General features: G+C 71.4%; 21 protein-coding genes and 1 tRNA gene. 12 read left to right on the plus strand and 10 right to left on the minus strand.

The features are described from left to right. Positions 1-100 precede the first annotated feature (100 nt). From hutI to hutH, 3 genes are read right to left on the minus strand one after another with little or no spacing between them, the layout of a single operon-like run. Complete coding sequence (gene hutI, locus ACRVYW_RS03235) at positions 101-1,372, minus strand: imidazolonepropionase (protein WP_431801615.1); 1,272 nt, start codon at positions 1,370-1,372, stop codon at positions 101-103. Further along, the gene (gene hutU, locus ACRVYW_RS03240) at positions 1,369-3,072 is read right to left on the minus strand and encodes a urocanate hydratase (protein WP_431801617.1); all 1,704 of its coding nucleotides are present in this window, start codon (positions 3,070-3,072) and stop codon (positions 1,369-1,371) included. Before hutU ends, hutI begins: the two co-directional genes overlap by 4 nt. Further along, a complete protein-coding gene (gene hutH, locus ACRVYW_RS03245) occupies positions 3,069-4,691 on the minus strand; it encodes a histidine ammonia-lyase (RefSeq protein ID WP_431801618.1) in 1,623 nt (540 codons plus the stop codon). Before hutH ends, hutU begins: the two co-directional genes overlap by 4 nt. Positions 4,692-4,743: 52 nt before the next feature. Here hutH and ACRVYW_RS03250 point away from each other — a divergent pair, with 52 nt between their 5' ends. Beyond that, positions 4,744-5,529 carry an IclR family transcriptional regulator gene (locus ACRVYW_RS03250; RefSeq protein ID WP_431801620.1) on the plus strand — a complete coding sequence of 262 codons (786 nt, stop codon included), beginning with the start codon at positions 4,744-4,746 and terminating at the stop codon, positions 5,527-5,529. 10 nt (positions 5,530-5,539) lie between these two features. Here the strand turns inward: ACRVYW_RS03250 and ACRVYW_RS03255 are convergent, their stop codons facing one another. Then, positions 5,540-6,541, minus strand: a complete 1,002-nt coding sequence (locus ACRVYW_RS03255; RefSeq protein WP_431801622.1) for a LacI family DNA-binding transcriptional regulator — start codon at positions 6,539-6,541, stop codon at positions 5,540-5,542. Between the two features lie 184 nt (positions 6,542-6,725). Here ACRVYW_RS03255 and ACRVYW_RS03260 point away from each other — a divergent pair, with 184 nt between their 5' ends. The 4 genes from ACRVYW_RS03260 to ACRVYW_RS03275 are packed head-to-tail and all read left to right on the plus strand — an operon-like array spanning position 6,726 to position 11,998. Then, positions 6,726-7,979, plus strand: a complete 1,254-nt coding sequence (locus tag ACRVYW_RS03260) for a sugar ABC transporter substrate-binding protein (RefSeq protein WP_431801624.1) — start codon at positions 6,726-6,728, stop codon at positions 7,977-7,979. Positions 7,980-7,983: 4 nt separating this feature from the next. Then, the gene (locus tag ACRVYW_RS03265; protein ID WP_431801626.1) at positions 7,984-9,189 is read left to right on the plus strand and encodes a carbohydrate ABC transporter permease; all 1,206 of its coding nucleotides are present in this window, start codon (positions 7,984-7,986) and stop codon (positions 9,187-9,189) included. Continuing rightward, positions 9,186-10,097 (plus strand): carbohydrate ABC transporter permease, encoded by a 912-nt coding sequence (locus tag ACRVYW_RS03270; protein ID WP_431801628.1) that lies wholly within the window; start codon positions 9,186-9,188, stop codon positions 10,095-10,097. The genes ACRVYW_RS03265 and ACRVYW_RS03270 overlap by 4 nt, the downstream gene beginning before the upstream one ends. Further along, complete coding sequence (locus ACRVYW_RS03275) at positions 10,094-11,998, plus strand: glycogen debranching N-terminal domain-containing protein (protein WP_431801629.1); 1,905 nt, start codon at positions 10,094-10,096, stop codon at positions 11,996-11,998. Before ACRVYW_RS03270 ends, ACRVYW_RS03275 begins: the two co-directional genes overlap by 4 nt. An 81-nt stretch (positions 11,999-12,079) precedes the next feature. Here the strand turns inward: ACRVYW_RS03275 and ACRVYW_RS03280 are convergent, their stop codons facing one another. Then, positions 12,080-12,616, minus strand: a complete 537-nt coding sequence (locus ACRVYW_RS03280) for a YbaK/EbsC family protein (RefSeq protein WP_431801631.1) — start codon at positions 12,614-12,616, stop codon at positions 12,080-12,082. 134 nt (positions 12,617-12,750) lie between these two features. After that, positions 12,751-13,374 (minus strand): hypothetical protein, encoded by a 624-nt coding sequence (locus tag ACRVYW_RS03285; protein WP_431801633.1) that lies wholly within the window; start codon positions 13,372-13,374, stop codon positions 12,751-12,753. Between the two features lie 624 nt (positions 13,375-13,998). Between ACRVYW_RS03285 and ACRVYW_RS03290 the strand changes: the two genes are divergently transcribed. The 3 genes from ACRVYW_RS03290 to ACRVYW_RS03300 all read left to right on the plus strand — a co-directional run bounded on the left by ACRVYW_RS03290 (position 13,999) and on the right by ACRVYW_RS03300 (position 17,812). Beyond that, positions 13,999-15,072, plus strand: coding sequence for a Glu/Leu/Phe/Val dehydrogenase dimerization domain-containing protein (locus tag ACRVYW_RS03290; protein WP_431801635.1), 1,074 nt, complete (start codon positions 13,999-14,001; stop codon positions 15,070-15,072). 128 nt (positions 15,073-15,200) lie between these two features. Continuing rightward, complete coding sequence (locus tag ACRVYW_RS03295) at positions 15,201-16,799, plus strand: AMP-binding protein (RefSeq protein ID WP_431801637.1); 1,599 nt, start codon at positions 15,201-15,203, stop codon at positions 16,797-16,799. Further along, complete coding sequence (locus ACRVYW_RS03300) at positions 16,796-17,812, plus strand: NADP-dependent oxidoreductase (protein WP_431801639.1); 1,017 nt, start codon at positions 16,796-16,798, stop codon at positions 17,810-17,812. The genes ACRVYW_RS03295 and ACRVYW_RS03300 overlap by 4 nt, the downstream gene beginning before the upstream one ends. 77 nt (positions 17,813-17,889) lie before the next feature. On the opposite strand, the gene ACRVYW_RS03305 is transcribed toward ACRVYW_RS03300, so the two are convergent. Beyond that, a tRNA-Ala gene (locus tag ACRVYW_RS03305) sits at positions 17,890-17,965 on the minus strand. An 83-nt stretch (positions 17,966-18,048) separates the two neighbouring features. On the opposite strand from ACRVYW_RS03305, the gene ACRVYW_RS03310 reads away from it, so the two are divergent. After that, positions 18,049-19,254, plus strand: coding sequence for an amidohydrolase family protein (locus ACRVYW_RS03310; RefSeq protein WP_431801641.1), 1,206 nt, complete (start codon positions 18,049-18,051; stop codon positions 19,252-19,254). 51 nt (positions 19,255-19,305) lie between these two features. Here the strand turns inward: ACRVYW_RS03310 and ACRVYW_RS03315 are convergent, their stop codons facing one another. From ACRVYW_RS03315 to galU, 3 genes are all read right to left on the minus strand, one after another. Next, positions 19,306-20,241: a large exoprotein gene (locus ACRVYW_RS03315; protein ID WP_431801643.1), complete on the minus strand. Its 936-nt coding sequence runs from the start codon at positions 20,239-20,241 to the stop codon at positions 19,306-19,308. A 107-nt stretch (positions 20,242-20,348) separates the two neighbouring features. Beyond that, positions 20,349-20,981 carry a GNAT family N-acetyltransferase gene (locus tag ACRVYW_RS03320; protein ID WP_431801645.1) on the minus strand — a complete coding sequence of 211 codons (633 nt, stop codon included), beginning with the start codon at positions 20,979-20,981 and terminating at the stop codon, positions 20,349-20,351. A 33-nt stretch (positions 20,982-21,014) separates the two neighbouring features. After that, positions 21,015-21,890, minus strand: coding sequence for a UTP--glucose-1-phosphate uridylyltransferase GalU (gene galU, locus ACRVYW_RS03325; protein ID WP_431801647.1), 876 nt, complete (start codon positions 21,888-21,890; stop codon positions 21,015-21,017). Positions 21,891-21,968: 78 nt separating this feature from the next. Here galU and ACRVYW_RS03330 point away from each other — a divergent pair, with 78 nt between their 5' ends. Genes ACRVYW_RS03330 through mscL form a run of 3 tightly spaced genes read left to right on the plus strand, consistent with a single transcriptional unit; the run spans position 21,969 to position 23,339 of the window. Continuing rightward, the gene (locus ACRVYW_RS03330) at positions 21,969-22,565 is read left to right on the plus strand and encodes a 5-formyltetrahydrofolate cyclo-ligase (protein ID WP_431801649.1); all 597 of its coding nucleotides are present in this window, start codon (positions 21,969-21,971) and stop codon (positions 22,563-22,565) included. Positions 22,566-22,585: 20 nt separating this feature from the next. Beyond that, complete coding sequence (locus tag ACRVYW_RS03335) at positions 22,586-22,858, plus strand: FmdB family zinc ribbon protein (protein ID WP_431801651.1); 273 nt, start codon at positions 22,586-22,588, stop codon at positions 22,856-22,858. A gap of 34 nt (positions 22,859-22,892) precedes the next feature. After that, positions 22,893-23,339 carry a large conductance mechanosensitive channel protein MscL gene (gene mscL / locus ACRVYW_RS03340; protein ID WP_431801652.1) on the plus strand — a complete coding sequence of 149 codons (447 nt, stop codon included), beginning with the start codon at positions 22,893-22,895 and terminating at the stop codon, positions 23,337-23,339. The last annotated feature ends 68 nt before the right edge of the window (positions 23,340-23,407 follow it).

Raw genomic sequence — 23,407 nt, forward strand, 5'->3', positions numbered from 1 at the left:
GCCGGCCAGCCTGCAGGCCGATGCAGGCGCGGAGGTGCGGTTTCGCCCATCTGTGGATGGATCGCGAGGTTTCGTCGCCTGTGGAGGAGACGATGATCGCTCAGCGCGCCGGCATCCCCCCGCGATATACCGCGTGGATCAGCGGCACGCCGGGGCGGTAAGCCAGGTGGGTGCGCGTCGGCGCCTCGAGCACGATCACGTCGCCGCGCGCGCCCGGGCCGAGGTGGCCGACATCCGTTCGGCGCAGCGCGCGCGCTCCCCCGGCGGTGGCCGCCCAGACCGCTTCGGCGACGGTCATGCCCATCTCACGGACGGCGAGGGCGATCATGAGCGGCATCGAGGTGGTGAAGCTCGTGCCCGGGTTGGCGTCGCTTGCGAGGGCGACGGTGACGCCCGCGTCGATCAGGCGCCGCGCGTCGGGATACGGATGCCGCGTCGAGAACTCGACCCCCGGTAGCAGCGTCGCGACGGTGTCGCTCGCGGCGAGCGCCGCGACATCGTCATCGGAGAGATACGTGCAGTGGTCGACGGATGCCGCGCCGTGCGCGACGGCGATCCGCACGCCCTCGCCCTCGCCGAGCTGGTTGCCGTGCAGGCGCACGCCGAGGCCGGCCGCCGCGCCGGCGGCGAGGATCCGCTCGGTCTCGGCCGGGGTGAAAGCACCCGTCTCGCAGAAGACGTCGATCCATCGCGCGTGCGGGCGGACGGCGTCGAGCATCTCGCCGCAGACGAGGTCGACGTACGCGTCGCGGTCGTCGGCATACTTGGCCGGCACCACGTGCGCGCCGAGATAGGTGACTTCGCCCGTGACCTCGCGGGCGAGGCGCGCCAGACGCTCCTCGCCCGCGACCGTGAGGTCGTACCCGGTCTTGATCTCGAACGTCGTCGTGCCCTGGGCGCGCAGTTCGGCGACGAACCCGGCAAGCCGCGCGCGCAGCTCGTCCTCGGTCGCCGCGCGCGTCGCGGCGACCGTCCGCCGGATGCCGCCGGCGGCATACGGCATCCCGGCCATCCGCGCCTCGAACTCGTCCGCCCGATCCCCGCCGAACACGAGGTGGGTGTGCGCGTCGACGAACCCCGGCATGACCGCGCGCCCTCCGGCATCCACAACCTCGCTCCCCTCCCCCACCCATGACCGCGAGACTGCATCTGCGCGACCAAACAGCGGGTAGTGACCGCTGTCTCGACCTGCAGATGCAGTCTCGCGGCCGGTGGTGGGGTGAGTGGGGGTGTGGGTGAGGGTGGGGGGCGGGAGTGGGGGGAGGCGGAGGACGGCGTCGCGGATGAGGCCGGTCGGGTCGTCGGGGTCGTCGCCCGCCCCGAGGACGTTGGTCGTCAGCTCGCCGATGTTCGTGATGACGACACCGGTCACGACGCGCCCCGCTCCGCGCTCGGGGCACGCTCGCTCAGCATCGGCACCTGCAGCCCCCGCTCGCGCGCGACCTCGCGGGCGCGCTCGTACCCGGCATCCACGTGTCGCATGACACCCGTTCCCGGGTCGTTCGTCAGCACGCGCTCGAGCTTCTCGGCCGCGAGCGCCGTTCCGTCGGCGACGGTCACCTGCCCGGCGTGGATCGACCGCCCGATGCCGACGCCGCCGCCGTGGTGGATCGACACCCACGACGCCCCCGACGCGGTGTTGAGGAGCGCGTTCAGCAGCGGCCAGTCGGCGATCGCGTCCGACCCGTCGGCCATCGCCTCGGTCTCGCGGTAGGGACTCGCGACCGATCCCGCGTCGAGGTGGTCGCGGCCGATCACGATCGGGCCCTTCAGCTCGCCCGAGGCGACCATCTCGTTGAAGCGCAGGCCCGCGAGGTGGCGCTCCTTGTAGCCGAGCCAGCAGATGCGCGCCGGCAGCCCCTCGAAGTGCACGGCCTCGCCGGCCTTCTCGAGCCACCGGCCGAGGGCCGCGTCCTCGGGGAAGAGCTCGCGGACGGCGCGGTCGGTCTTCGCGATGTCCTCGGGATCGCCCGAGAGCGCGACCCAGCGGAAGGGCCCGCGCCCCTCCGCGAACAGCGGCCGGATGTACGCCGGGACGAACCCGGGGAACGCGAACGCGCGGTCGTACCCGCCGAGCTCCGCTTCGCGCCGGATCGAGTTGCCGTAGTCGAAGACCGCCGCCCCGGCATCCTGGAACCCCACCATAGCCGCGACATGCTGCGCCATCGAGGCGCGCGCACGATCGGTGAAGGAGGCGGGGTCGGATGCCGCGGCATCCTTCCACTCCGCGACGGACACGCCGATCGGGAGGTACGCCAGCGGGTCGTGCGCACTCGTCTGGTCGGTGACGATGTCGATGCGCACCGTGCCCGCGAGGTGGCGGCGGAGCACCTCGGGGAAGACCTCGGCGGCGTTCCCCACGACACCCACCGACAGCGCCTCCCCCGCCGCCTGCGCCGAGGTCACGCGCGCGAGAGCCGCGTCGAGGTCGGTCGTGTACTCGTCGAGGTAGCCGTGCGCGACGCGACGCTCGAGGCGGGACGCGTCGACGTCGACGATCAGCACCGCGCCGCCGTTGAGGGTCACCGCGAGCGGTTGCGCGCCGCCCATCCCGCCCGCCCCTGCGGTGAGGGTCAGGGTCCCGGCGAGAGAGTCGTGCCCCTCGCGGTGCGGCAGCGATCGCGCGACCGCGGCGAACGTCTCGTACGTCCCCTGGAGGATCCCCTGCGTACCGATGTAGATCCACGACCCCGCGGTCATCTGCCCGTACATCGTGAGGCCGAGCTCCTCCAGTCGGCGGAACTCGGGCCAGGTCGCCCAGTCGCCGACGAGGTTCGCGTTCGCGATCAGCACCCGCGGCGCCCACTCGTGGGTGCGGAAGACGCCGACCGGCTTCCCCGACTGCACGAGAAGCGTCTCATCGGGCTCCAGTGCGTCGAGGGTGCGGACGATCGCGTCGTACGCCTCCCACGAGCGCGCGGCACGCCCCGTGCCGCCGTAGACGACGAGATCCTCGGGGTGCTCGGCGACCTCGGGGTCGAGGTTGTTCATCAGCATGCGCTTGGCGGCTTCGGCCCCCCAGCTCTTCGCGGTGCGCTGGGCGCCGCGCGGCGCCCGAATCGGTTCCCTCATCGCCGTCCTCCTCGTGCGTCCTCCGACGCCGTCGCGGATGCCGCGGCGCACGCGATCTCCCCCGCGAGCACCAGAGCGGTCACCGTCTCGATGTTCGGGCTCACGAACCGGTCGGGACCGGGCCCGTCGACGCCGGCGGCGCGGACGAGGTCACGGACGGCCGCCGTCGCGGACGCGGGCGCGAGCGGGGCGCGGAGCTCCAGCGCGCGGCATCCCGTCACGATTTCGATCGCGAGCACGCGCGCGAGGCCGTCGACACCGCGGCGGAGCTTCCGGGCCGCTGCCCAACCCATCGAGACGTGATCCTCCTGCATCGCCGATGACGGGATCGAATCGACCGAGGCCGGCACAGCCAGGCGCTTGAGCTCGGAGACGATCCCCGCCGCGGCGTACTGCGCGATCATGAGCCCCGAATCGACCCCGACCTCGTCGGCGAGGAACGGCGGCAGCCCGTGGCTGCGGGTGCGATCGAGCGCCCGGTCGGTGCGCCGCTCCGAGATCGAGGCGACATCGGCGACCGCGATCGCGAGGAAGTCGAGGACGTACGCGACGGACGCGCCGTGGAAGTTGCCGTTGGATTCGACCCGCCCGTCGGAGGTGACGACGGGATTGTCGACCGCCGCGGCGAGCTCCCGCGCGGCGATGAGCGCGGCGTGGGCGTGGGTGTCGCGCGCGGCGCCGTGCACCTGCGGCGTGCAGCGGAGCGAGTAGGCATCCTGCACGCGCGTGCAGACGGCCGGGTCGCGGTGGCTCGCCGTGATCTCCGAGCCGGCGAGCAGAGCCCGCAGGCGCGCGGCCGAGTCGGCCTGCCCGATCTGGGGACGAAGCGCCATGAGGTCGGCGGCGAACACGGCATCCGTCCCCAGCTGGCTCTCGACCGACAGCGCCGCCGCGACGTCGGCGGTGTCGAGAAGGACCGTGAGGTCGTGGAGGGCGAGCAGGAGCATGCCCAGCATGCCGTCGGTCCCGTTGATGAGGGCGAGACCTTCCTTCTCCTCGAGGACGAGCGGCGCGATCCCGGCCTCCGCGAGGGCGAGGGATGCCGGGAGGAGCTCGCCCGAGCCGTCGCGCACGTCGCCTTCCCCGAGCGCGGCGAGCGCGACGTGCGAGAGCGGTGCGAGGTCGCCCGAGCACCCGAGCGAGCCGTACTCGCGGACGACGGGGGTGATCCCGGCGTTGAGCATCGCGGCGTAGGTGTCGACGACGACCGGTCGCACGCCCGTGTGGCCGGTCGCCAGCGTCTGCAGGCGCAGGAGCATGAGGGCGCGAACGACCTCGCGCTCGACCTCCGCGCCGGTGCCGGCGGCGTGCGAGCGGATGAGGGATGCCTGCAGCTGGCGGCGCCGTTCGGGCGCGATGAACGTCGTCGCGAGCGCGCCGAACCCCGTCGAGATGCCGTAGTGCGGCTGCGGATCGTCGGCGAGACGCTCGATGAGGGCGCGCGTCGCGGCGACCCGCTCGTGCGCGGCATCCGCGATCTCGACAGTCGCCCCGTGTCGCGCGACGGCGACGACCTCGGCGGGCGTCAGGGGACGCTCGCCCAGGCGGACGGGGGCGGTGCGGCGTGTGCGCGCAGAGTCGGACGCGGTGTCGCGTGCGGTGTCGGGAACGGTCGTCATGATCCGATTCCAGCGCGCACGGCCCGCTGCGCACAGGCATCCCTGGCAGTATGTGTCTGTGATACCAGACAGCGATCTTCCGCAGGAGGCCGGCGCCCCGCAGGTTCCCGCCGCCGACCAGACGCTCCGGATCCTGTCGTTCCTCGGGCGTCAGCGGGGTCCCGTCGCGGCGCGGACGATCGCGGAGCAGCTCGGCATCCCGCGTTCGAGCGTCTACCACCTGCTCTCCGCGATGGCGGCGCACGGGTTCGTCGTGCACCTGACCGACGCCCGGCGCTGGGGGCTCGGCACCGCGGCGTTCGAGCTCGCCGGCGGCTACACGCGCCAACAGCCCCTCGCGCGTCTCGGCCGGCCGCTCGTCGCCGCGCTCGCCGACGCGACCGGGCAGAGCGCGCACCTCGCGGTCATGAGCGGCCGCGACGTCGTGTACATCGTCGAGGAGCGGGCGCCGCGCCGCCCGGCCCTCGTCAGCGACGTGGGCGTCCGCCTTCCCGCGCACCTCACCGCGACGGGGCGCGCGATGCTTGCCGCGCTCCCCCGCGCGCAGGTGCGGGCGCTGTATCCGGATGCCGCGGCGTTCGCCGACCGCACCGGGCGTGGCCCCCGCCGACCCGCCGAGCTGCGCGAGCTGCTGCGCGTCGTGCGGGCGGAGGGGTACGCGAGCGAGGACGGCGAGGTCACCCTCGGCTTCCGGTCGGTGGGCGTCGCCGTCCGCGACCACGCCGGGTGGCCCGCGGCGGCGATCGCCGTGACGTGGCCCGACGACGAGGCACGGGCCGAGGCGATCAGGCCGCTCGTCGCCGACGCCGCCGCGGAACTCGCCCGCCGGATCCGCTGACGATCGATCCTCAGCGCACGACGAGGCGCGGCTCGACGAGCACGTGCGCGCCGCCCGGCTCCGCCGCGCGCGGAGCGATGACGCTCCCCGCGCCCATCAGGAGGTCGAGCGCTCCCGATGCGACATCCTCGGGGCGCTGCTCGACGCTCGAAAGGCCGAGGGCCTCGGCGGCGGGGGTGTTGTCGAACCCGATGACCTCGAGGTCGGTGCGCCCGCTCGTCACGGCGGCCAGGTGCGCGCCGACGGCGAGCGAGTCACTCGCGCACACGAGCGCGTCGAGGTCGTGATGCGCGAGCGCGTCGGCGACCACCTCACGGGCCGTCGCCACGCTCTCCGGGGCGACGAGGCGCACGGCGTCCGCGCCGCGCGGCAGCGAGCGCCGCCATCCGGTCTCACGGTCGTCACCGGTCCCCGACCCTTCCGGCCACCCGAGGAAGCCGACGCGGGGTCCCGCGGAGGCGACGGCGTGCCGCGTGGCCTGCTCCGTGCCCGCCGCCCCGTCGACGTCGACCCACAGGTGCGCGGGCTCCGCGTAGTCGTCCTCGCCCCAGGGGCGCCCGAAGGAGACGAACGGGACGCGATGGTCGAGGAGCCAGCGCGTGCGCGGGTCACCCGCGAACGTGCCGGTGATGACGATCGCGTCGACCTCCGCACCGTCGCGGAGGTCGGCCATGCGGCGGATCTCCTCCTCGGGAGTTCGCGCCGCATACAGGGCGACCCGCAGGCCCCGCTCGCCGGCGCGCTCGGTGAGCGCGTGCACGAAGCGGTCGAGCACGACACCGGAGATGCCCCCGGCATACGGATCCAGGTGCACGCCGATCGTCGAACTGCGGCGCGTGCGCAGGCGCCGGGCCGCAACGTGCGGCGAGTAGCCGAGCAGATCGATAGCCGCCTGCACGCGTTCGCGCGTCTGCGCGCGCACGACGTCCGGTGCGTTGAGCACATTGCTCACCGTCTGCCGAGAGACGCCCGCCTCGCGGGCGACGTCCTCGATCGTCGCTGCCCGGTTCATCGTGTCCTGATCTTGACCTGCGCCGTCTTGACGCACTTCGCGTCGACGTCTACGTTATCTTCCAACCCACGAATTTGAACGATCAAATTCTTGCGGCGGATCCAGCGATGGAAACTGCCCACGGGGTGTCACGTCACGACGGGGCCGGTTCCCTCTCCGGCTTCGCAGGATCGAAGGAGATGCGATGAAGCGACACACAGCACGCACGCTGCTCGCGGCGGGAGGGCTCGCGGCATCCGCCGCGCTGGTCCTCACCGGATGCGGATCGGGGTTCGACGACTCGGGATCGGGGGGCGCCAGCGGAGAGCTCACCTCGTCCGACGACGCCCTGACGATCATGATCGGCTCCAGCGGGGATGCCGAGACGAAGGCCGTCACCGACGCCGTCGCCGCCTGGTCGAAGGATTCCGGCGTCGACGCGAAGGTGGTCGCCGCGACCGACCTCACCCAGCAGCTCTCCCAGGGATTCGCGGCGGGTTCTCCGCCCGACCTCTTCTACCTGTCGACCGAGGCGCTGGCCGGCTACGCCGACAACGGGTCGCTGAAGGCGTACGGCGATCAGCTGTCGAACAAGGATGACTTCTACCCGTCGCTCGTGAAGAACTTCACGATCGGCGACGAGTTCTACTGTGCACCGAAGGACTTCTCGACGCTGCAGCTCGTGATCAACAAGGGGCTGTGGGAGGCGGCCGGACTCACCGAGGCCGACATCCCCACCACGTGGGACGAGCTGGCCGATGTCTCCGCGAAGCTCACCAGCGGCAGCACGAAGGGGCTCGTCTTCAGCGGCGAGTATCAGCGCGTGGGCGCGTTCATGGCGCAGGCGGGCGGCCGGCTCGTCTCCGAGGATGGCACGAAGGCCGAGGCCGACAGCGACGCCAACGTCGAGGCCCTCACCTACGTGCAGACGCACCTGAAGGACGGCTCCTTCGCCTTCGCGGCCGACGTGGGCGCGGGCTGGGGCGGCGAGGCGTTCGGCAAGCAACTGGGCGCCATGACGATCGAGGGCAACTGGATCACCGGTGCGCTCGGCGACTACCCCGACGTCGATCCGCTGATCGTCGAACTGCCCGCGGGCCCCGGCGGCAAGGGCACCCTGCAGTTCACGAACTGCTGGGGCATGGCCGCCGACAGCCCCAACCAGAAGGCCGCGCTCGACCTCGTCGAGTACCTGACGACCGCCGAGCAGCAGCTGGCGTTCTCGAAGGCCTTCGGTCCGATGCCCTCGGTGCAGTCCGCCGCCGACGAGTGGAAGAGCGAGAACCCCGACCTCGAGGCGTTCCTCGCCGGTTCCGACTACGCCCAGGGCGTTCCCACCAACAAGGGCATCACCGACGTCCTCTCCGACTTCAACGCGCAGCTCGAGTCGCTCAAGACGGGTGACCCGACGGCGATCCTGACGTCGGTGCAGACGAACCTCGAAGGCATCGTCGGCTGATCCCATGACCGCTCCCGCCGCCCCGGCCGAGGCGACACCGCCGCAGGCCTCTCCCCCGCACTCCGCTCGCACCGCCCGTCGCGGCAATCCGCGCGGCGTGCACCGGGGAGAGGCCCGCGCGGGCTGGCTGTTCGTCTCGCCCGTCATCCTCATCCTCGGAGTGTTCCTGCTCGTCCCGGTGCTCATGGCGCTGTGGGTGAGCTTCTCGGACTGGTCGGGGCGCGGGAGCCCCTTCTCCGCGAACGTCTCGTTCGTGGGGCTCGACAACTACGCGTCGGTGACGGCAGAGCCGGGGCTCGCCCAGCGCGACTTCGGCACCGCCCTGCGCAACAACGCCTGGTATGTGGTGCTCGTGGTGCCGCTGCAGACGGCGCTGTCGCTGTTCCTCGCCGTGCTCGTGAGCCGGCGTATCCTCAAGGCGCGCGGCTTCTTCCGCACGGCTTTCTACTTCCCCTCGGTCACGAGCTCGGTCGCGATCACCGTCCTGTGGCTGTTCCTCTTCTCGTTCGCCGGTCCCGTCAACGCGATCATCGCCCAGCTCGGCGGATCGGGACCGAACTGGTTCAACGACCCCCGCGGCATCGTCCACGTCGCCCTCGGGAGCCTCGGTGTCAGCTCCGGTCCCGACGCCCTCACCGGCGGCGGCTTCCTCGGCATCTCGTGGTGGGAGTGGCTCTCCGGCCCCTCCGTCGCGATGTCAGCGCTCATCCTCATGGCCGTCTTCACGACCAGCGGGACCTTCATGCTGCTGTTCATCGCCGCTCTCCAGAACGTCGGCTACGAACTGACCGAGGCCGGCATGATGGATGGCGCGAACGGCTGGCAACGCTTCTGGCACATCACGCTCCCCCAGCTGCGTCCGACCGTCTTCACCGTCGTGACCCTCGGACTCATCGGGTGCTGGCAGGTCTTCGACCAGATCTACACCGGCACGCAGGGTGGTCCGGCCAAGACGACGGTGACGCCGGCGTACCTCTCCTACACGGCGGCGTTCCAGAACAATAACTGGGGCATCGGCGCCGCCATCGCGTTCATCCTGTTCCTCATCATCATCTTCTTCACGATCGTCCAGCGCTGGGTGCTCCGCGAGCGGCCCGTCTCCAAGCGCCGTTCGGCACCCTACGACCGCGCTCTGAAGAAGGACCGCGCGCGCGAGCAGGATGCCTCGGCATCCTCCTCCGCGACCGCCACGACCGGAGGTGCCGCATGAGCGCCGCGACCGTCCTCACCGAGGCCGAGATCCACGACCAGCCCCCGATCGCGGTGCCGCGCCGCCGGCGCCGGTTCACCGTGAAGAGCACGCTCGGACAGGTCGTCCTGTACGCCCTGCTCGTCGCGCTCGCGATCATCTACATCTACCCGTTCCTCGTGCAGGTGGCGACGTCGTTCAAGAGCGAGCAGGAGGCGGCGATCAGCCCCATCTCCCTCATCCCGCAGACGTTCACGACGGCCGCATACGAGCGCCTGTTCCTCAACAGCGACTTCCCGCTGTGGTTCGCGAACTCCGCGATCGTGACGATCTGCGTGACCCTCGGGCGCGTCTTCTTCGTCTCACTCGCGGGCTACGCGCTCGCTCGGCTGAACTTCCGCGGTCGCGGCGTCGTGTTCGCGCTCGTCGTGGGCGTCATGGCCGTGCCGGGCGTCGTCCTCCTCATCCCGAAGTTCCTCGTGCTGAACCAGCTCGGCCTGTACGACTCGTACGCGGGCATGATCCTGCCGCTGCTGGTGGATGCCGCGGGGGTGTTCATCATGAAGAACTTCTTCGAGTCGATCCCGCCGTCGGTCGAGGAGCAGGCCCGCATCGACGGCGCGGGGAGCTTCCGCATCTTCTGGTCGATCGTCCTGCCGATGGCGATGCCCGCCCTCGTCACGATCATCATCCTGTCGTTCCAGGGATCGTGGAACGAGCTCAGCCACTTCATCGTGTCGACCCAGTCGCCCCAGCTGACGACCCTGACCAAGGGCGTCGCTTCGCTCGCGTCGGGGCAGCTCAGCCAGGGCACGCAGTACCCTCTGAAACTCGCCGCCGCGGCGATCATGACGATCCCGGTCGCCGTGCTCTTCTTCATCTTCCAACGACGCATCATGAACACCAGCGAAGGAGCAGTGAAGGGATGACGGCACTCTTGCAGCCGTTCCTGTCCGATCGGGTCGTCGCGCTGTCGGCGCCGACCCAGGCGTGGTCGGGCACCGACGGCGAGGTGGGAGGTGCCGCGATCGACGGCATCTACCACGGCGACACGCGCTTCGTCCGGTCGGGATCGCTCCGCTACGCGGGCGCGTCGGGCGCGCTCGCTGAGCCCGAGTGGGTGTCGTGGTCGCTGCCGTCGGCCGAGACCGTGCGCTTCGACGCGCTGCTGCGCGGCGTCGACGACGAGTGGCCCGATCCCAAGGTGCGCCTCGTCCGCGAGCGGCACGTGTCCGACGGACAGGTGACCGAGACCCTCACGGTGCGCTCGCACCTGACCGAGCAGGTCACGGTGCGCCTCAAGGTGACCCTCGCCCCCGACTTCTCTCCCCTGCAGATCGTGAAGTCCGGGGCCACGGGAGACGCGTCGTGGGATGCCGAGGCCACGGCATCCGGTGTACGCATCGCCCACTCGGCGAGTGCGGCGGCGTCGGTCATCGACGCCCCGGACGCCGCGGTGGCCGTCGAGGGCGATGCGGTGACCCTGAGCTGGCGACTGCGGGTGCCGGCTCGCGGCGCGGCATCCGCACGGTGGGACGTCGCGATGGACGACCCGAGTCTCGTCGTCCGCGGACCCTCCGGCGCGGCGCCGTGGGACACCCCCGTGACCGTCCCGGGCGCCGACCCGCGCCTCGAGCGGTGGCTCGACCGCGCGCTCGGCGACCTCTCCGCTCTTCGCCTCGCCCTGCCCGACCATCCCGAGGACGAGTTCTTCGCCGCCGGCGCACCCTGGTTCTTCACCCTCTTCGGCCGCGACTCGCTGTGGGCCGCGCGCCTGCTGCTCCCGCTCGACGCACGCATGGCCGCGTCGACCCTCCGCGTCCTGGCGCGCCTGCAGGGGACGAAGAACGACCCGTCGACCGCCGAGCAGCCCGGCAAGATCATGCACGAGCTGCGCGCCGGCACGCTCTCGATGCCGGGCGAGGGCATCGAGCTGCCGCCGCTCTACTACGGCACCGTCGACGCGACGCCGCTCTGGATCTGCCTTCTCGCCGAGGCCGCCGATGCGGGGATGCCCGAGGACGATGTCCGTGCGCTCGTGCCGACGCTCGAGGCCGCGATCGCGTGGATGCGCGACAGCGTCGGCGCACACGGCTTCCTCGACTACGTCGACGAGACCGGCCACGGCCTCTCGAACCAGGGGTGGAAGGACTCAGGTGACTCGATCCAGTGGCGCGACGGGTCGCTCGCCGAGGGGCCCATCGCCCTCTGCGAAGTGCAGGGTTACGCGTACGAGGCCGCGCTCGGCGGGGCGGCGCTCCTCGATCGGTTCGGGCGGCCGGGCGGCGATGACGTGCGGTCGTGGGCCGCAGCGCTGAAGGAGCGGTTCGCCGAGAGCTACTGGGTCGAGACCCCCGAGGGCCGCTACCCGGCGATCGCCCTCGACCGCGACGGGCGCGCCGTCGATACCCTGACGAGCAACGTCGGACACCTGCTCGGCACCGGCATCCTCTCCCCCGAGGAAGAAGCACGGGTCGCCGGGCTCCTGGTCGGAGACTCGATGTCGTCGGGGTTCGGGCTCCGCACCCTGTCGACCGAGGCGGGCGGCTACTGGCCGCTCAGCTATCACGGCGGCAGCGTCTGGACCCACGACACCGCGATCGTCGCCCGCGGCATGCTGCGTGCGGGGCTCATCGACGAAGCCGAGGCGCTCGTCGCCGGGATGCTTACCGCCGCAGAGGCGTTCGAGTACCGTGTGCCCGAGCTGCACGCCGGCGACGACGCGGGCGCCATCGAGCGGCCCGCACCCTACCCCGCGGCGTGCCGCCCGCAGGCGTGGTCGGCGGCGGCAGCCGTCACCGCATGGGAGGTGCGGGGCTCGCGGCCGTAGCGCTCCGTCGACGCGCGGGGGCTGACGGGGTGCGGGGGTTGCGCGGGGGCTGACGGGGCGCGGGGGTTGGCGCGGGTGCCGTCAGTCGACGCGCGCGACGGTGCCGCCGGTGAGCCGGACGAGCTCGTCGTAGGTCAGTGGGGAAACGGTGTGCGGCGTGCCGCCCGCCGCCCAGATCTCGTCGTACGCGGCGAGGGCTTCGTCGACGATCGTCGTGAGGGGCGCGGGGTGCCCGGTGGGCGCGACCCCGCCGATCGCCTGACCGGTCGCGGCGCGCACCTGGTCGGGCGTCGCACGGACGATACTGCCCCGCCCGAGACGCTCGGCGAGGGCCGCGGTATCCACGCGGTGCGCTCCGCTGGTCATCACGAGCAGGGGCTCGCCGTCCGACCAGAAGACGAGGCTGTTGGCGATGGCGCCGACCTCGACGCCGAGCGCCGTCGCCGCGAGGGGCGCCGTGGCCGCGGCATCCGGCAGCACGACGATCTCGCCGCCGATCCCCGCCGCGCGGAGGGCCTCGTGGACGCGCCTGCTCCGCGCCCCGAGCCCGTCCGGCGCGCTCGCGCCCGCCTCGCCCGTGCCGCGCGTGCCGCGCGTGTCGCCCGCCTCACCTGTCATGCCCCGACCCTACCGCCACGTTCGGTTCGCAGGACTTTTGCAACGCGCGACCCCGTTGCGCCGCAGAAACGCGCGGGACGACACCAAATTTCCTGCGAACCGAACACACCTCTCGCCTCTTCCCGCCCCTGCCGTCATCCCCGGATGGCGAGCAAACCTCGAATCGCCGCCACGACGCGCTCCGGATGCCAGAAGATGTCCTCCGCGATCGGGCGGTACGTCACCATCCCCCGCGCGGCCGCCTCTTGGTCGCGGCGGCGATCGGTGCGCTGCTGATCCCAGGACTCGTGGAACTCCCGGCTGTCGCACTCGATGATGAGCCACCCGTCGATGACCAGATCGACCCGGCCGACGCCGTCGATCCGGACCTGAATCTCCACTTCGCATCCGAGCATCCGCAACAGCAACCGCATGAGCGTCTCCGATCCCGACTCCGCGCGCTCGTCCAGCAGTCCGCGGATGAACTGGAGCCGGCGCGGCAGCGCGGCGAACACCTCGCCGAGCTCCGCCTCGCCGATGAGTCCCAGATGCAGGGCCGAGTCGAGCGTCGCGACGGCCGCTCGCACCGGCTGGCAACGCGTCGCCTCGATGAGGGCCTCCACGATGTCGACGCTCGCCCACCCGTCGGCCCGCCGCCGGGTCCAGTGGACACGGACGTCGCGCTCGACCTTGCCGAGTCGGGAGCCGGTTCGCGGCACCTCGACGTGGAGCGCGGAGCGATCGAGCACGAAGACGCCCCACCGCGCCAGCTCGGACACGCACGTGAGACGCCCTCCGACCCGGCACGCGTCGACACAGTCACCTTCGACGTCGGGGAGGAGATAGGTGTTCTCCCGGGGGCGGAGGAGACGTCCGTCGCGGACGGCCTGCGTGAGGTCGCGGGGCCGGAAGCCCGCGTCGAGGAGTTCCTCACGCGTGTGAACCGGCGCGCGTTCGGGGATCCGGAGCTTTCGGGCGACGCGGCGCCGGACATATCGGGGAGCGAGAGCGCGGGGAGCAGACCGGATGCGAAGACGACGGAGCATGTGCAGGATCGTGCCGGGAGCACCCCGCCCGCGGGACCCGAAGGTGCGGATCGGTGGACAACTGGCGAGATTGCCCGCCTGGGGAGGAGCCGATGGCGGCGCCTCGGGCGCGCGGTGTTCGGTTCGCAGGAGATTCTGGCGAAAGCGCGTCGATATGCGGGCTGGAGCGCGCCTGCGCGCAAGAAGTCCTGCGAACCGAACGAGGAACCGAGACGCCCACCCGCGGACGCCCGCCCGCACACGCGTCCGCCGCGCCACCCCACGCGGCGTCGGCGCGGTGGCAGAATGGCTCGCGGATGCCGCAACGCCGCGGCATCCGCAGAGCACAGCCCACAAGGCCAGCCGAAAGAGGATGCGATGACGCACACCCTGCCCCTGCCCGATCTCACCCACGAACGCGTGGAGGTGACGACCGGCCCGCGCAGCGGCCTGGTCATCACCGTCGCCCTCCACTCCTCGGCGCTCGGCTCCGCCCTCGGCGGCGCGCGCCTGTGGACGTACCCGCACTGGAGCGACGCCGTCGGCGACGCCTTGCGCCTCTCCGCGGCGATGACCCTCAAGAACGCCGCCGCGGGCCTCGACGCCGGCGGGGGGAAGTCGGTGATCGCGCTCCCGCCCGGCACGACGCTCGACGCCGACCGCCGCCGCGCCGCATTCCTCGATCTCGGCGATGCGGTCGAGAGGTTCGGCGGCCTGTACCGCACCGCCGAGGATGTCGGCTCGACGACCGATGACATGCTCACGGTGAGCGAGCGGACGAGCCACGTCGTCGGCCTCCCCGATTCGGCGGGCGGCTCGGGCGAGCCGGCCGGTCCCACGAGCCTCGGCGTCTACGAGTCGCTTCGCGCGACCCTCGAGCGCGTCACGGGCTCCCCCGAGGTGGCAGGCCGGCGCATCACGATCGCGGGCCTCGGCCAGGTGGGCAGCCGCCTCGCGGTGCGGCTCGCCGCCGAGGGCGCCGCCCTCACCGTGACCGACGTGAACCCCGCGAAGCGCGCGCTCGCCGCCGACCTCGACGCACGATGGGTCGAGCCGGGCACGGAGCACCTGGTCGAGGCCGACGTCTTCGTCCCCGCCGGCATCGGCGGCATCCTCGACGACGAGGTCATCGACGCCCTCGCCGCGCGCGCCGTGTGCGGCCCCGCGAACAACCCGCTCGCCGACCGCAGCGGCGCCGGCCGCCTCGCGGCGCGCGGCATCCTCTACGCCCCCGACTTCGTCGTGAACGCCGGCGGCGTCATCTACCTCGACCTCGAGGCGAAGCGGCTGGGCTCGCGCGCCGAGATCATGGAGCGGGTCGCCGGCATCGGCGACACGCTCCGGGGCCTGTTCGACGCGGCCGCCGCGCAGGGCATCACCCCGCTGGATGCCGCGGAGCAGCGCGCCGGCGACCCTCTCGCCGCGGAACGCCTCGCGACCACGGCGGCCTGACGCGCACCGGACACGCGACACGACGCGGACCCGGTTCCACAAACAGTGGAACCGGGTTCGTCGTGGTGCGAGGATGGAGCCAGCCGGCGAAGCCGCCGGCATCCGTGCACCGTCGAAGGAGACCGCCCGTGTTCCGCAGCCCGTACCCCGATGTCGAGATCCCCGACACGAGCATCTACGACTACCTGTTCGGTTCACTCGATGAGAGCGACCTCGGGCGCGTCGCGCTCATCGACCCGACCTCGGGCGCCGAGACGACGTACGGCGCCCTCCGCGCCCAGATCGATGCGCTCGCCGGCGCCCTCGCCGACCGCGGCGTCGGCATCGGCACGACGCTCGGCCTCCTGAGCCCGAACGTCCCCGCGTTCGCGACGGTGTTCCACGGCATCCTGCGCGCGGGAGCGACCGTCACGACGATCAACGCGCTGTACACCGCCGCCGAGATCGAGAAGCAGCTGAAGGATGCCGGGGCCACGTGGCTCTTCACGATCTCGCCGATGCTGCCGCAGGCGGAGGCCGCCGCGGCGGCGCTCGGCATCCCGCCCGAGCAGCTGGTCGTCCTCGACGGCGCCGACGGCCACCCGAGCCTGCGCGACCTGATCGCCGAGCAGAAGCCGGCCCCCGAGGTCACGTTCGACCCGGCGACGCACATCGCCGTGCTCCCCTACTCGTCGGGGACGACCGGCAACCCCAAGGGCGTGATGCTCAGCCACCGGAACCTCGTGGCGAACGTCCAGCAGTGCCGCATCTCGATCACGCTGAGCGAGAAGGATCGCGTGCTCGCGGTGCTCCCGTTCTTCCACATCTACGGCATGACGGTGCTCCTGAACCTCGCGCTGCGCCAGCGCGCCAGCCTCGTGACGATGCCGCGCTTCGACCTCGTCGAGTTCCTCACGATCATCCAGCGCTACGGGGTCACGTTCCTGTTCATCGCGCCGCCGATCGCGGTCGCCCTCGCGAAGCACCCGATCGTCGACGAGTACGACATCTCGACGGTGCACACGGTGTTCTCCGGCGCTGCTCCCCTCGACGGCGAGACGGGGCACGCGGCCGGCCGCCGCATCCACGCGACGATGCTGCAGGGCTACGGTATGAGCGAGTTGAGCCCCGTCTCCCACGCGATGCCGCCCGAGCGCGACGACATCCCGCTCGACTCGATCGGCGTGCCGCTGCCGAACGTCGTGTCGAAGCTCGTCGACATCGACACGGGCGAGGAGATCACGGAGTTCGGCGAGGACGGGTTCACGGCGCCCGGAGAGCTCCTCGTGCAGGGTCCGAACGTCATGCTCGGCTACCTGGGCCGCGAGGACGCGACGGCGGAGACGATCGAGCCCGACGGCTTCCTCCACACCGGCGACGTCGCCGTCGCGCACCGCGACGGGTACTTCACGATCGTCGATCGCGCGAAGGAGCTCATCAAGTACCACGGCTACCAGATCGCTCCGGCCGAGCTCGAGGCGCTGCTGCTCAGCCACCCGAAGATCATGGATGCCGCGGTGATCGACGTGCTCGACGAGGAGAAGGAGGAGATCCCGAAGGCGTTCGTCGTCGCAGCTCCCGGCGCCGATCTCACCGAGGACGAGGTCAAGGCGTTCGTCGCCGAGCAGGTCGCCCCGCACAAGAAGGTGCGCCGCGTGGAGTTCATCGAGGCGATCCCGAAGTCGAGCTCGGGGAAGATCCTCCGGAAGGACCTCCGCGCGCGCGAGGCGGCACAGGTGAGCGCATGACGGATGCCGACGACACGGCGACGAGCATCCGTCTCGCCCGCCGCCCCGTCGGCTGGCCGACTCCGGGCGACTTCGACATCGTCAGGGAGCCGTTGCCCCCGCTCGAGGACGGGCAGGTACGGGTGCGGAACGAGTTCGTCTCCGTCGACCCGTACATGCGCGGCCGGATGTCGGATGCTCGTTCCTACGTCGCACCGTACGAGATCGGCGCCGTGATCTCCGGCGGCGCCGTCGGGCGGGTGGTCGCGTCGGAGAGCGAGGCGCTCCCGGTCGGTACGGCCGTCCTCCACCAGCGCGGCTGGAGCGATCTCGTGCAGGGCGACGCGCGCCGCTTCCAGAAGGTCGACGAGGTGGACGGCATCCCGCTGTCGACCCGCCTGCACATCCTGGGGCTTACGGGCTTCACCGCCTACGTCGGACTCACCGCGATCGCGCACCTGCAGCCCGGCGAGACGGTGTTCGTATCGGGCGCGGCCGGCGCCGTGGGGACGGCGGCCGGGCAGATCGCTCGCCTCCTCGGCGCGGGACGCGTCGTGGGATCGGCGGGTACGCCCGAGAAGGTGGCGCTGCTGACCGAGCGCTACGGCTACGACGCCGCGTTCTCCTACAAAGACCAGCCGGTGCGCACGTCGCTGAAGGCCGCAGCTCCGGAGGGGATCGACGTCTTCTTCGACAACGTCGGTGGTGAGCACCTCGAGGCGGCACTCGGGGCGTTCAACGACAACGGGCGTGCCGCGCTGTGCGGCGCGATCGCGAACTACAACGCGACCGAGCGTCCGCAGGGTCCGTCGAACATGGCGAACCTCATCACCCGCGCCCTGACCCTCCAGGGTTTCACCGTCGGGAACTACGGCCACCTCATGCCGGAGTTCCAGGCGAAGATGTGGGAGTGGTTCGCCGCCGGCGAGATCGTCTACGACGAGACGATCGTCGACGGCATCGAGAACACGATCGACGCGTTCCTCGACATGATGCACGGCGCGAACACGGGAAAGATGCTCGTGCGCGTGTGAGGATGCCGGAGGGCCGATGCCGTCCCCCGAACATGAGAGAACCCCCGCCGAGCGGGGGTTCTCTCATGTCTTCCGGTTGGTGGACCTAAGGAGATTCGAACTCCTGACCTCCTCGATGCGAACGAGGCGCGCTACCAACTGCGCCATAGGCCCGTAGACGACAACGAGCCTATCACGCGCGACGGGCGGCGTTTCACTCGGCCGAAGATGACGGCGCACGAGGGCAGGATGGAGGGATGAGCTCCGCCCTGATCGCCCTCTCCACCGTCCGGAACGTCCGCCCGTGGGGAGGTGATCCGGTCGATCTGACGATCACGGACGGCGTCATCAGCAAGATCGCGGCGACGACGGCATCCCCCTCCGCGGCCGCGTCGTCCGCGGGCGCCGGCTCCGCCTACGACGGCCGGGGCCTTCTCGCCCTCCCGGGCCTCGTCAACGCGCACGCACACATCGACAAGTCGTGGTGGGGGCTCCCCTGGCAGTCGTACGGCGGCGAGGGCGGCACCGAGGGCCGGATCCGGCACGAGCGGGCGCGACGCGACGAGATCGGGATGCCGTCGGTGGAGATCACGCGGAACGTCCTCGATCAGCTCGTGCGGCACGGTACGACCGCGATTCGCACCCACGTCGATGTGGACCTCGGACTGGGTCTGCGCGGCATCGACGTGGTGCGCGAGGCGGTCGCGGCCTACGACGGCGCGCTCGCCGTCGAGATCGTCGCGTTTCCGCAGGACGGCGTCCTCCGCCGCCCCGGAGTCTTCGACCTCCTCGCCCGCGCTGCACAAGCCGGCGCCGAGCACATCGGAGGTCTCGACCCGGCCACGATCGACCGTGACCCCGTCGGCCAGATCGACGCGATCCTCGGGCTCGCCGCGGAGCACGGTGTGGGCGTCGATATCCACCTGCACGATCCTGCCGATCTGGGTGCCTTCCAGATCGAGCTGATCCTCGCCCGCGTCGCCGAGCTCGGGCTCGAGGGACGCGTGAATATCGCCCACGGTTTCGCCGTCGCCGAACTCGAGCGTGCGCGCCGCCGCGACCTGCTCGCGCAGATGGGCGAGCTCGGGGTCACGATGACGACGGTCGCGCCGCTGCGCCTGCCGCAGCTGCCGCTCGACGAGCTGGATGCCGTGGGCGTCGTGCTCGGGTTCGGAACCGACGGCATCCGCGACCTGTGGAGCCCGTACGGCACCGGTGACCTCCTCGGCATCGCGTGGCAGTACGCGCGCGCATCGAGCCTCGTGCGCGACGACGACCTGCGCCGAGTGGTCGAGATCGCGGCCGGCGGGTCGGCGCCCTTCGCGGGTCTTCCCGCGAATCGTCTCGCCGTGGGCGACCGCGCGGACCTCGTGCCGCTCGACGCGGGGAACCCGATGGACGCGCTCGTGCGCACCCCACCACGCGAGGCCGTCATCGCAGCCGGGCGCCTCCTCGTCGGCTGACCCTCACCCCACGTCGGCCGTCGCCGGCGGGCGGTGATGATCACTGGCCGGTCACTGGCCGCTGGCGCGCCGTTCCAGCAGTCGGCGCACGTGCGCCTCGATCGCCTCGTCGCCGGCCGCGGGGCCCCCGGCGAACTCCTCGTCCGGGTGGGTGCGGCGCGTCGCGCGCGCGGCCTGGATGCTCGGCGGGCGCTGACGCTCCGCGCGTGCCCGCATCGCCTCGTCGAGGGCGGCGCGGCGAAGCGCCTCGCGGGCGTCGACCTCGTCGAGGACGACGGCGGCGCGCGATCCCGCCGAAGCGGTGAGAGGTCGCGGCAGTTCGCGTGGCGTCCAGGCGGTGCGGTCGGAGGCAAGCGACACGTCCTGCAGGTCGCCCGTGACGCGGGCGACAGCGGCAGGCGCGACGATCCGCACCTCGGCGCGGCGCCGCACGACGGCCACCCGGCGGAGCACGACGAGCGTCATGAGAGCGAGCCCGACGGATGCCGCGATGAGCAGCACCGAGCCGCCGGCGGCGACCGCGAAGCCACCTCCGACGGCGAGCCCGAGCGCCGCAACACCGAGCACGCCGGCGATCACACGCGCCCGCCCGAGGGCACGGGCGCGGCGGGCCTCGGGGCGTTCCCGGGCGGCGCGCGCCTCGGCGGCGGCGCGCTCACGGGCGGCGGCCGCGTCGGCCTTCGCCTGCAGGGTCGCCGCGGCGAGCTCGGCACGGGCGCGGTCGAGGTCGGCCTGCTCGCGCTCGGTCTGGGCCTGGCGCGCGAGCCGCTGCTGCGCGAGGGCGGTGCGGGCATTCAGTTCGAGCCGCACCTCGTCGGGGGTCTCACTCGTCTCCGCCAGGACGCGCAGGGCCTGGTTCAGCCGGACGGCGTTGCGCTCCGCTGCGGTGAACTGATGGCGGCCGTACCAGGAGGGGACGAGATAGACGAGCCAGAGCACGACGGCGACGAGGACGATGACGCCTCCACCCAGAACCTGGCCTCCCATGCGGTCCACGGTAGGGCCGGCGGTGCGCTGATCCCGGCATCCGCCCCGCGTGTCTGACCTTCGAGTTCAACGTGAAGGTCGCGACGAGGACGTCGGCGCCGATCGCGTCAGCCCGGCAGCCGGTCTGTGACCGGCACCGTCGCCGCGTGCGCGGGAGCACGACCGCTCACCCAGCGCTGCAGGACGCCCTCCGGAACCTCTTCGCGGACGAGCGCGAACGCGTAGTGGTCGCGCCAATCCCCCGCGATGTGGATGTATCTCCGCCGCAGCCCCTCGTAGCGGAACCCGAGCTTCTCGACGACGCGCAGACTCGCCTTGTTCTCGGGACGGATGCAGATCTCCATGCGGTGGATCCCCAGTTCGCGGAAGCACACGTCGGTCGCGAGCGCGACGGACGTAGGCGTGATGTCGCGCCCCGCGTAGCGCTCGCTCACCCAATACCCGATCGTCGCCGACGCGAGGGAGCCGCGCGACATGCCCCAAACGTTCAGCTGACCGGCGACCTGCCCGTCGTACTCCATGACGAACGGCACGCCGCCGCCGTCGCGATACTGCTGAAGCAGGCGCTTGACGCCCAGGCGCACGTCGAACGAGACCGGCCCGTCGGGGCTCGTCGCCTCCCACGGGCGCAGCCACGCACGGTTCGACATGAGCTCGGACTGCAGGACCCGCGCGTCGCGCTGACGGACGAGGCGGATGCCGATGCGCCCGTGCTGTCGCGGCACCGTCAGATCGACCACCGACTTCCCCTCACCTGCGCCGCAGGAGCAACCTCACAGCTGCTCGGCGAACTCCTTCAGCCAGGGACGCAGTGCGGGGCCGAGGTCGTCGCGATCGGCGGCCAGCTGCACGATGGCCTTGATGTAGTCCACCCTATCGCCGGTGTCATAGCGACGCCCGCGGAACACGACACCGAGCACCCCGTCGGTGACGGCGAGCTCCTGCAGGGCGTCGGTCAGCTGGATCTCGCCGCCCTTGCCGGGTTCCGTGCGCTCGAGGATGCCGAACACCTGCGGCGTCAAGACGTACCGGCCGATGATCGCGTAATTGGAGGGGGCGTCCTCCTTCTTCGGCTTCTCGACGAGGCCGGTGACCTTCACGACGTCGGGGTCGTCGGTCTCCTCGACCGACGCGACGCCGTACATGTGGATGTGCTCGGGATCGACCTCCATGAGGGCGATGACGGTGAGCCCCGTCCGCTCGTTCTCGGCGATCATCGTCGTGAGCAGCGGGTCGCGCTCGTCGATCAGGTCGTCACCGAGGAGCACCGCGAAGGTCGAGTCCCCGACATGGTGCTTCGCCCGCAGCACGGCGTGACCGAGGCCTTTGGGCTCGCCCTGCCGCACGAAGTGGATGTCGGCGAGTTCGGTCGAGGCCTGCACACGCTGCAGCTTCTCGAGGTCGCCCTTGTTGGTGAGATTCGATTCGAGCTCGGGAACCGAGTCGAAGTGGTTCGAGATGTTGTTCTTGTTGCGCCCCAGGATGATGAGGATGTCGTCCGCCCCTGCGCCGACGGCCTCTTCGACGACGTACTGGATCGCCGGCTTGTCCACGACAGGCAGCATCTCCTTCGGCATCGCCTTCGTCGCGGGAAGGAAGCGGGTGCCGAGCCCGGCGGCGGGGATCACAGCCTTGATGCGCGTCGTCATGGGCACAGCCTACCGGCGCACGCCGACATCGCCCGTCCGAACGGGGCCGGGCCATCGAGGTGCACCTACAATCGGACCATGCCCGATGCCATCGACGACGCGAAACGGGCGCTCCGCGCCGACCTTCGCGAGCGTCGCCAGCAGCGATCCGATGCCGCCCGCGCGGAGGCCGCGGAGGGTGTCAAAACGCAACTCGACGCCCTCGTGGATGCCGTCGGCGCCCGGTCGATCTCGTGCTTCCTGTCGACGCCGACCGAACCCGGAACGCACGCGTTCATCGTCGACGCGGTCGCTCGCGGCATCCGGGTTCTCCTTCCGATCACCCGCACCGACGGCCTGCTCGACTGGGCCCTCGCTGACCCGGAGGGCGAGATCGCGGAGGGCGTCTTCGGCGCCCCCGAGCCGGTCGGCGAAGTGCTCAGCCCCCTCGCCGTCAACGACGTCGACCTCCTCGTCATCCCCGCCGCCGCCGTCGATCGCACCGGCATGCGACTCGGCTGGGGCCGCGGCTACTTCGACAAGACCATCGGCTCGATGGAGCAGTGCCCGCCCGTCTACGCCGTCATCTTCGACTCCGAGCTCGTCGACGAGGTGCCCCGAGACCTCCACGACCAGCCCGTCACCGGCGTCGTCACGCCCACCCGAACCCTTACCCTCGCGCCGCAGCGGCGCTGACCGAACCCTCGAGGACTCCGATGCCCACCTACGCCTACGCCTGCACGCAGTGCGGCCACGCCTTCGACGCCGTCCAGTCCTTCAGCGACGCCTCGCTCACCGAGTGCCCCGTCTGCGGAGGCGCACTGCGCAAGCAGTACGGGTCGGTGGGCGTCACCTTCAACGGCTCGGGCTTCTACCGCACCGATTCGCGGAAGAGCGCGGTATCCGGCGATTCCTCTGGCGGCGGCGCGACAACTTCGCCATCATCGAAGTCTGAGGCAAAGGCCTCACCCGCACCGTCGGGATCGTAACCGGCGCACCGTTGCCGGCAAGGAGGGGGCTCGAATGCTCAAGGGCTTCAAAGACTTCATCATGCGCGGCAACGTCATCGACCTCGCGGTCGCGGTCGTCATCGGCGCCGCGTTCACCGCGCTCGTCAACTCGGTCGTCGAATCGATCATCAACCCGATCCTCGCCCTGTTCATGAAGGCGGATGCCAGCGGCAACATCGGCTTCACGGTGCCGGGTCTCTACGGCGAGGTGACCTTCCCCGTCGGCAACCTCATCACGGCGATCATCACCTTCATCGTGACCGCTGCCGTCGTCTACTTCGTGTTCGTCTACCCGATGAACAAGTGGAAGGAGATCCAGGCCGCGAAGGCCGGCATCTCCGAAGAGGAAGAGGCGAAGCTCCCCACCGAGCAGGAGCTGCTCGTCCAGATCCGCGATCTGCTGCAGGACCGGAAGCTCCTCGACGACGCGCCCGCCGCGACACCGCCCGCGGCGAAGTAACGCCGTTTCGACTCGCTGCGCTCGCTCAACGACCGGATCAGCCGCACCACACCCCCGGCCGCACCACG

Source organism: Microbacterium sp. bgisy203, from assembly GCF_965345155.1.
In the GTDB taxonomy this organism is placed as follows: Bacteria; Actinomycetota; Actinomycetes; order Actinomycetales; family Microbacteriaceae; genus Microbacterium.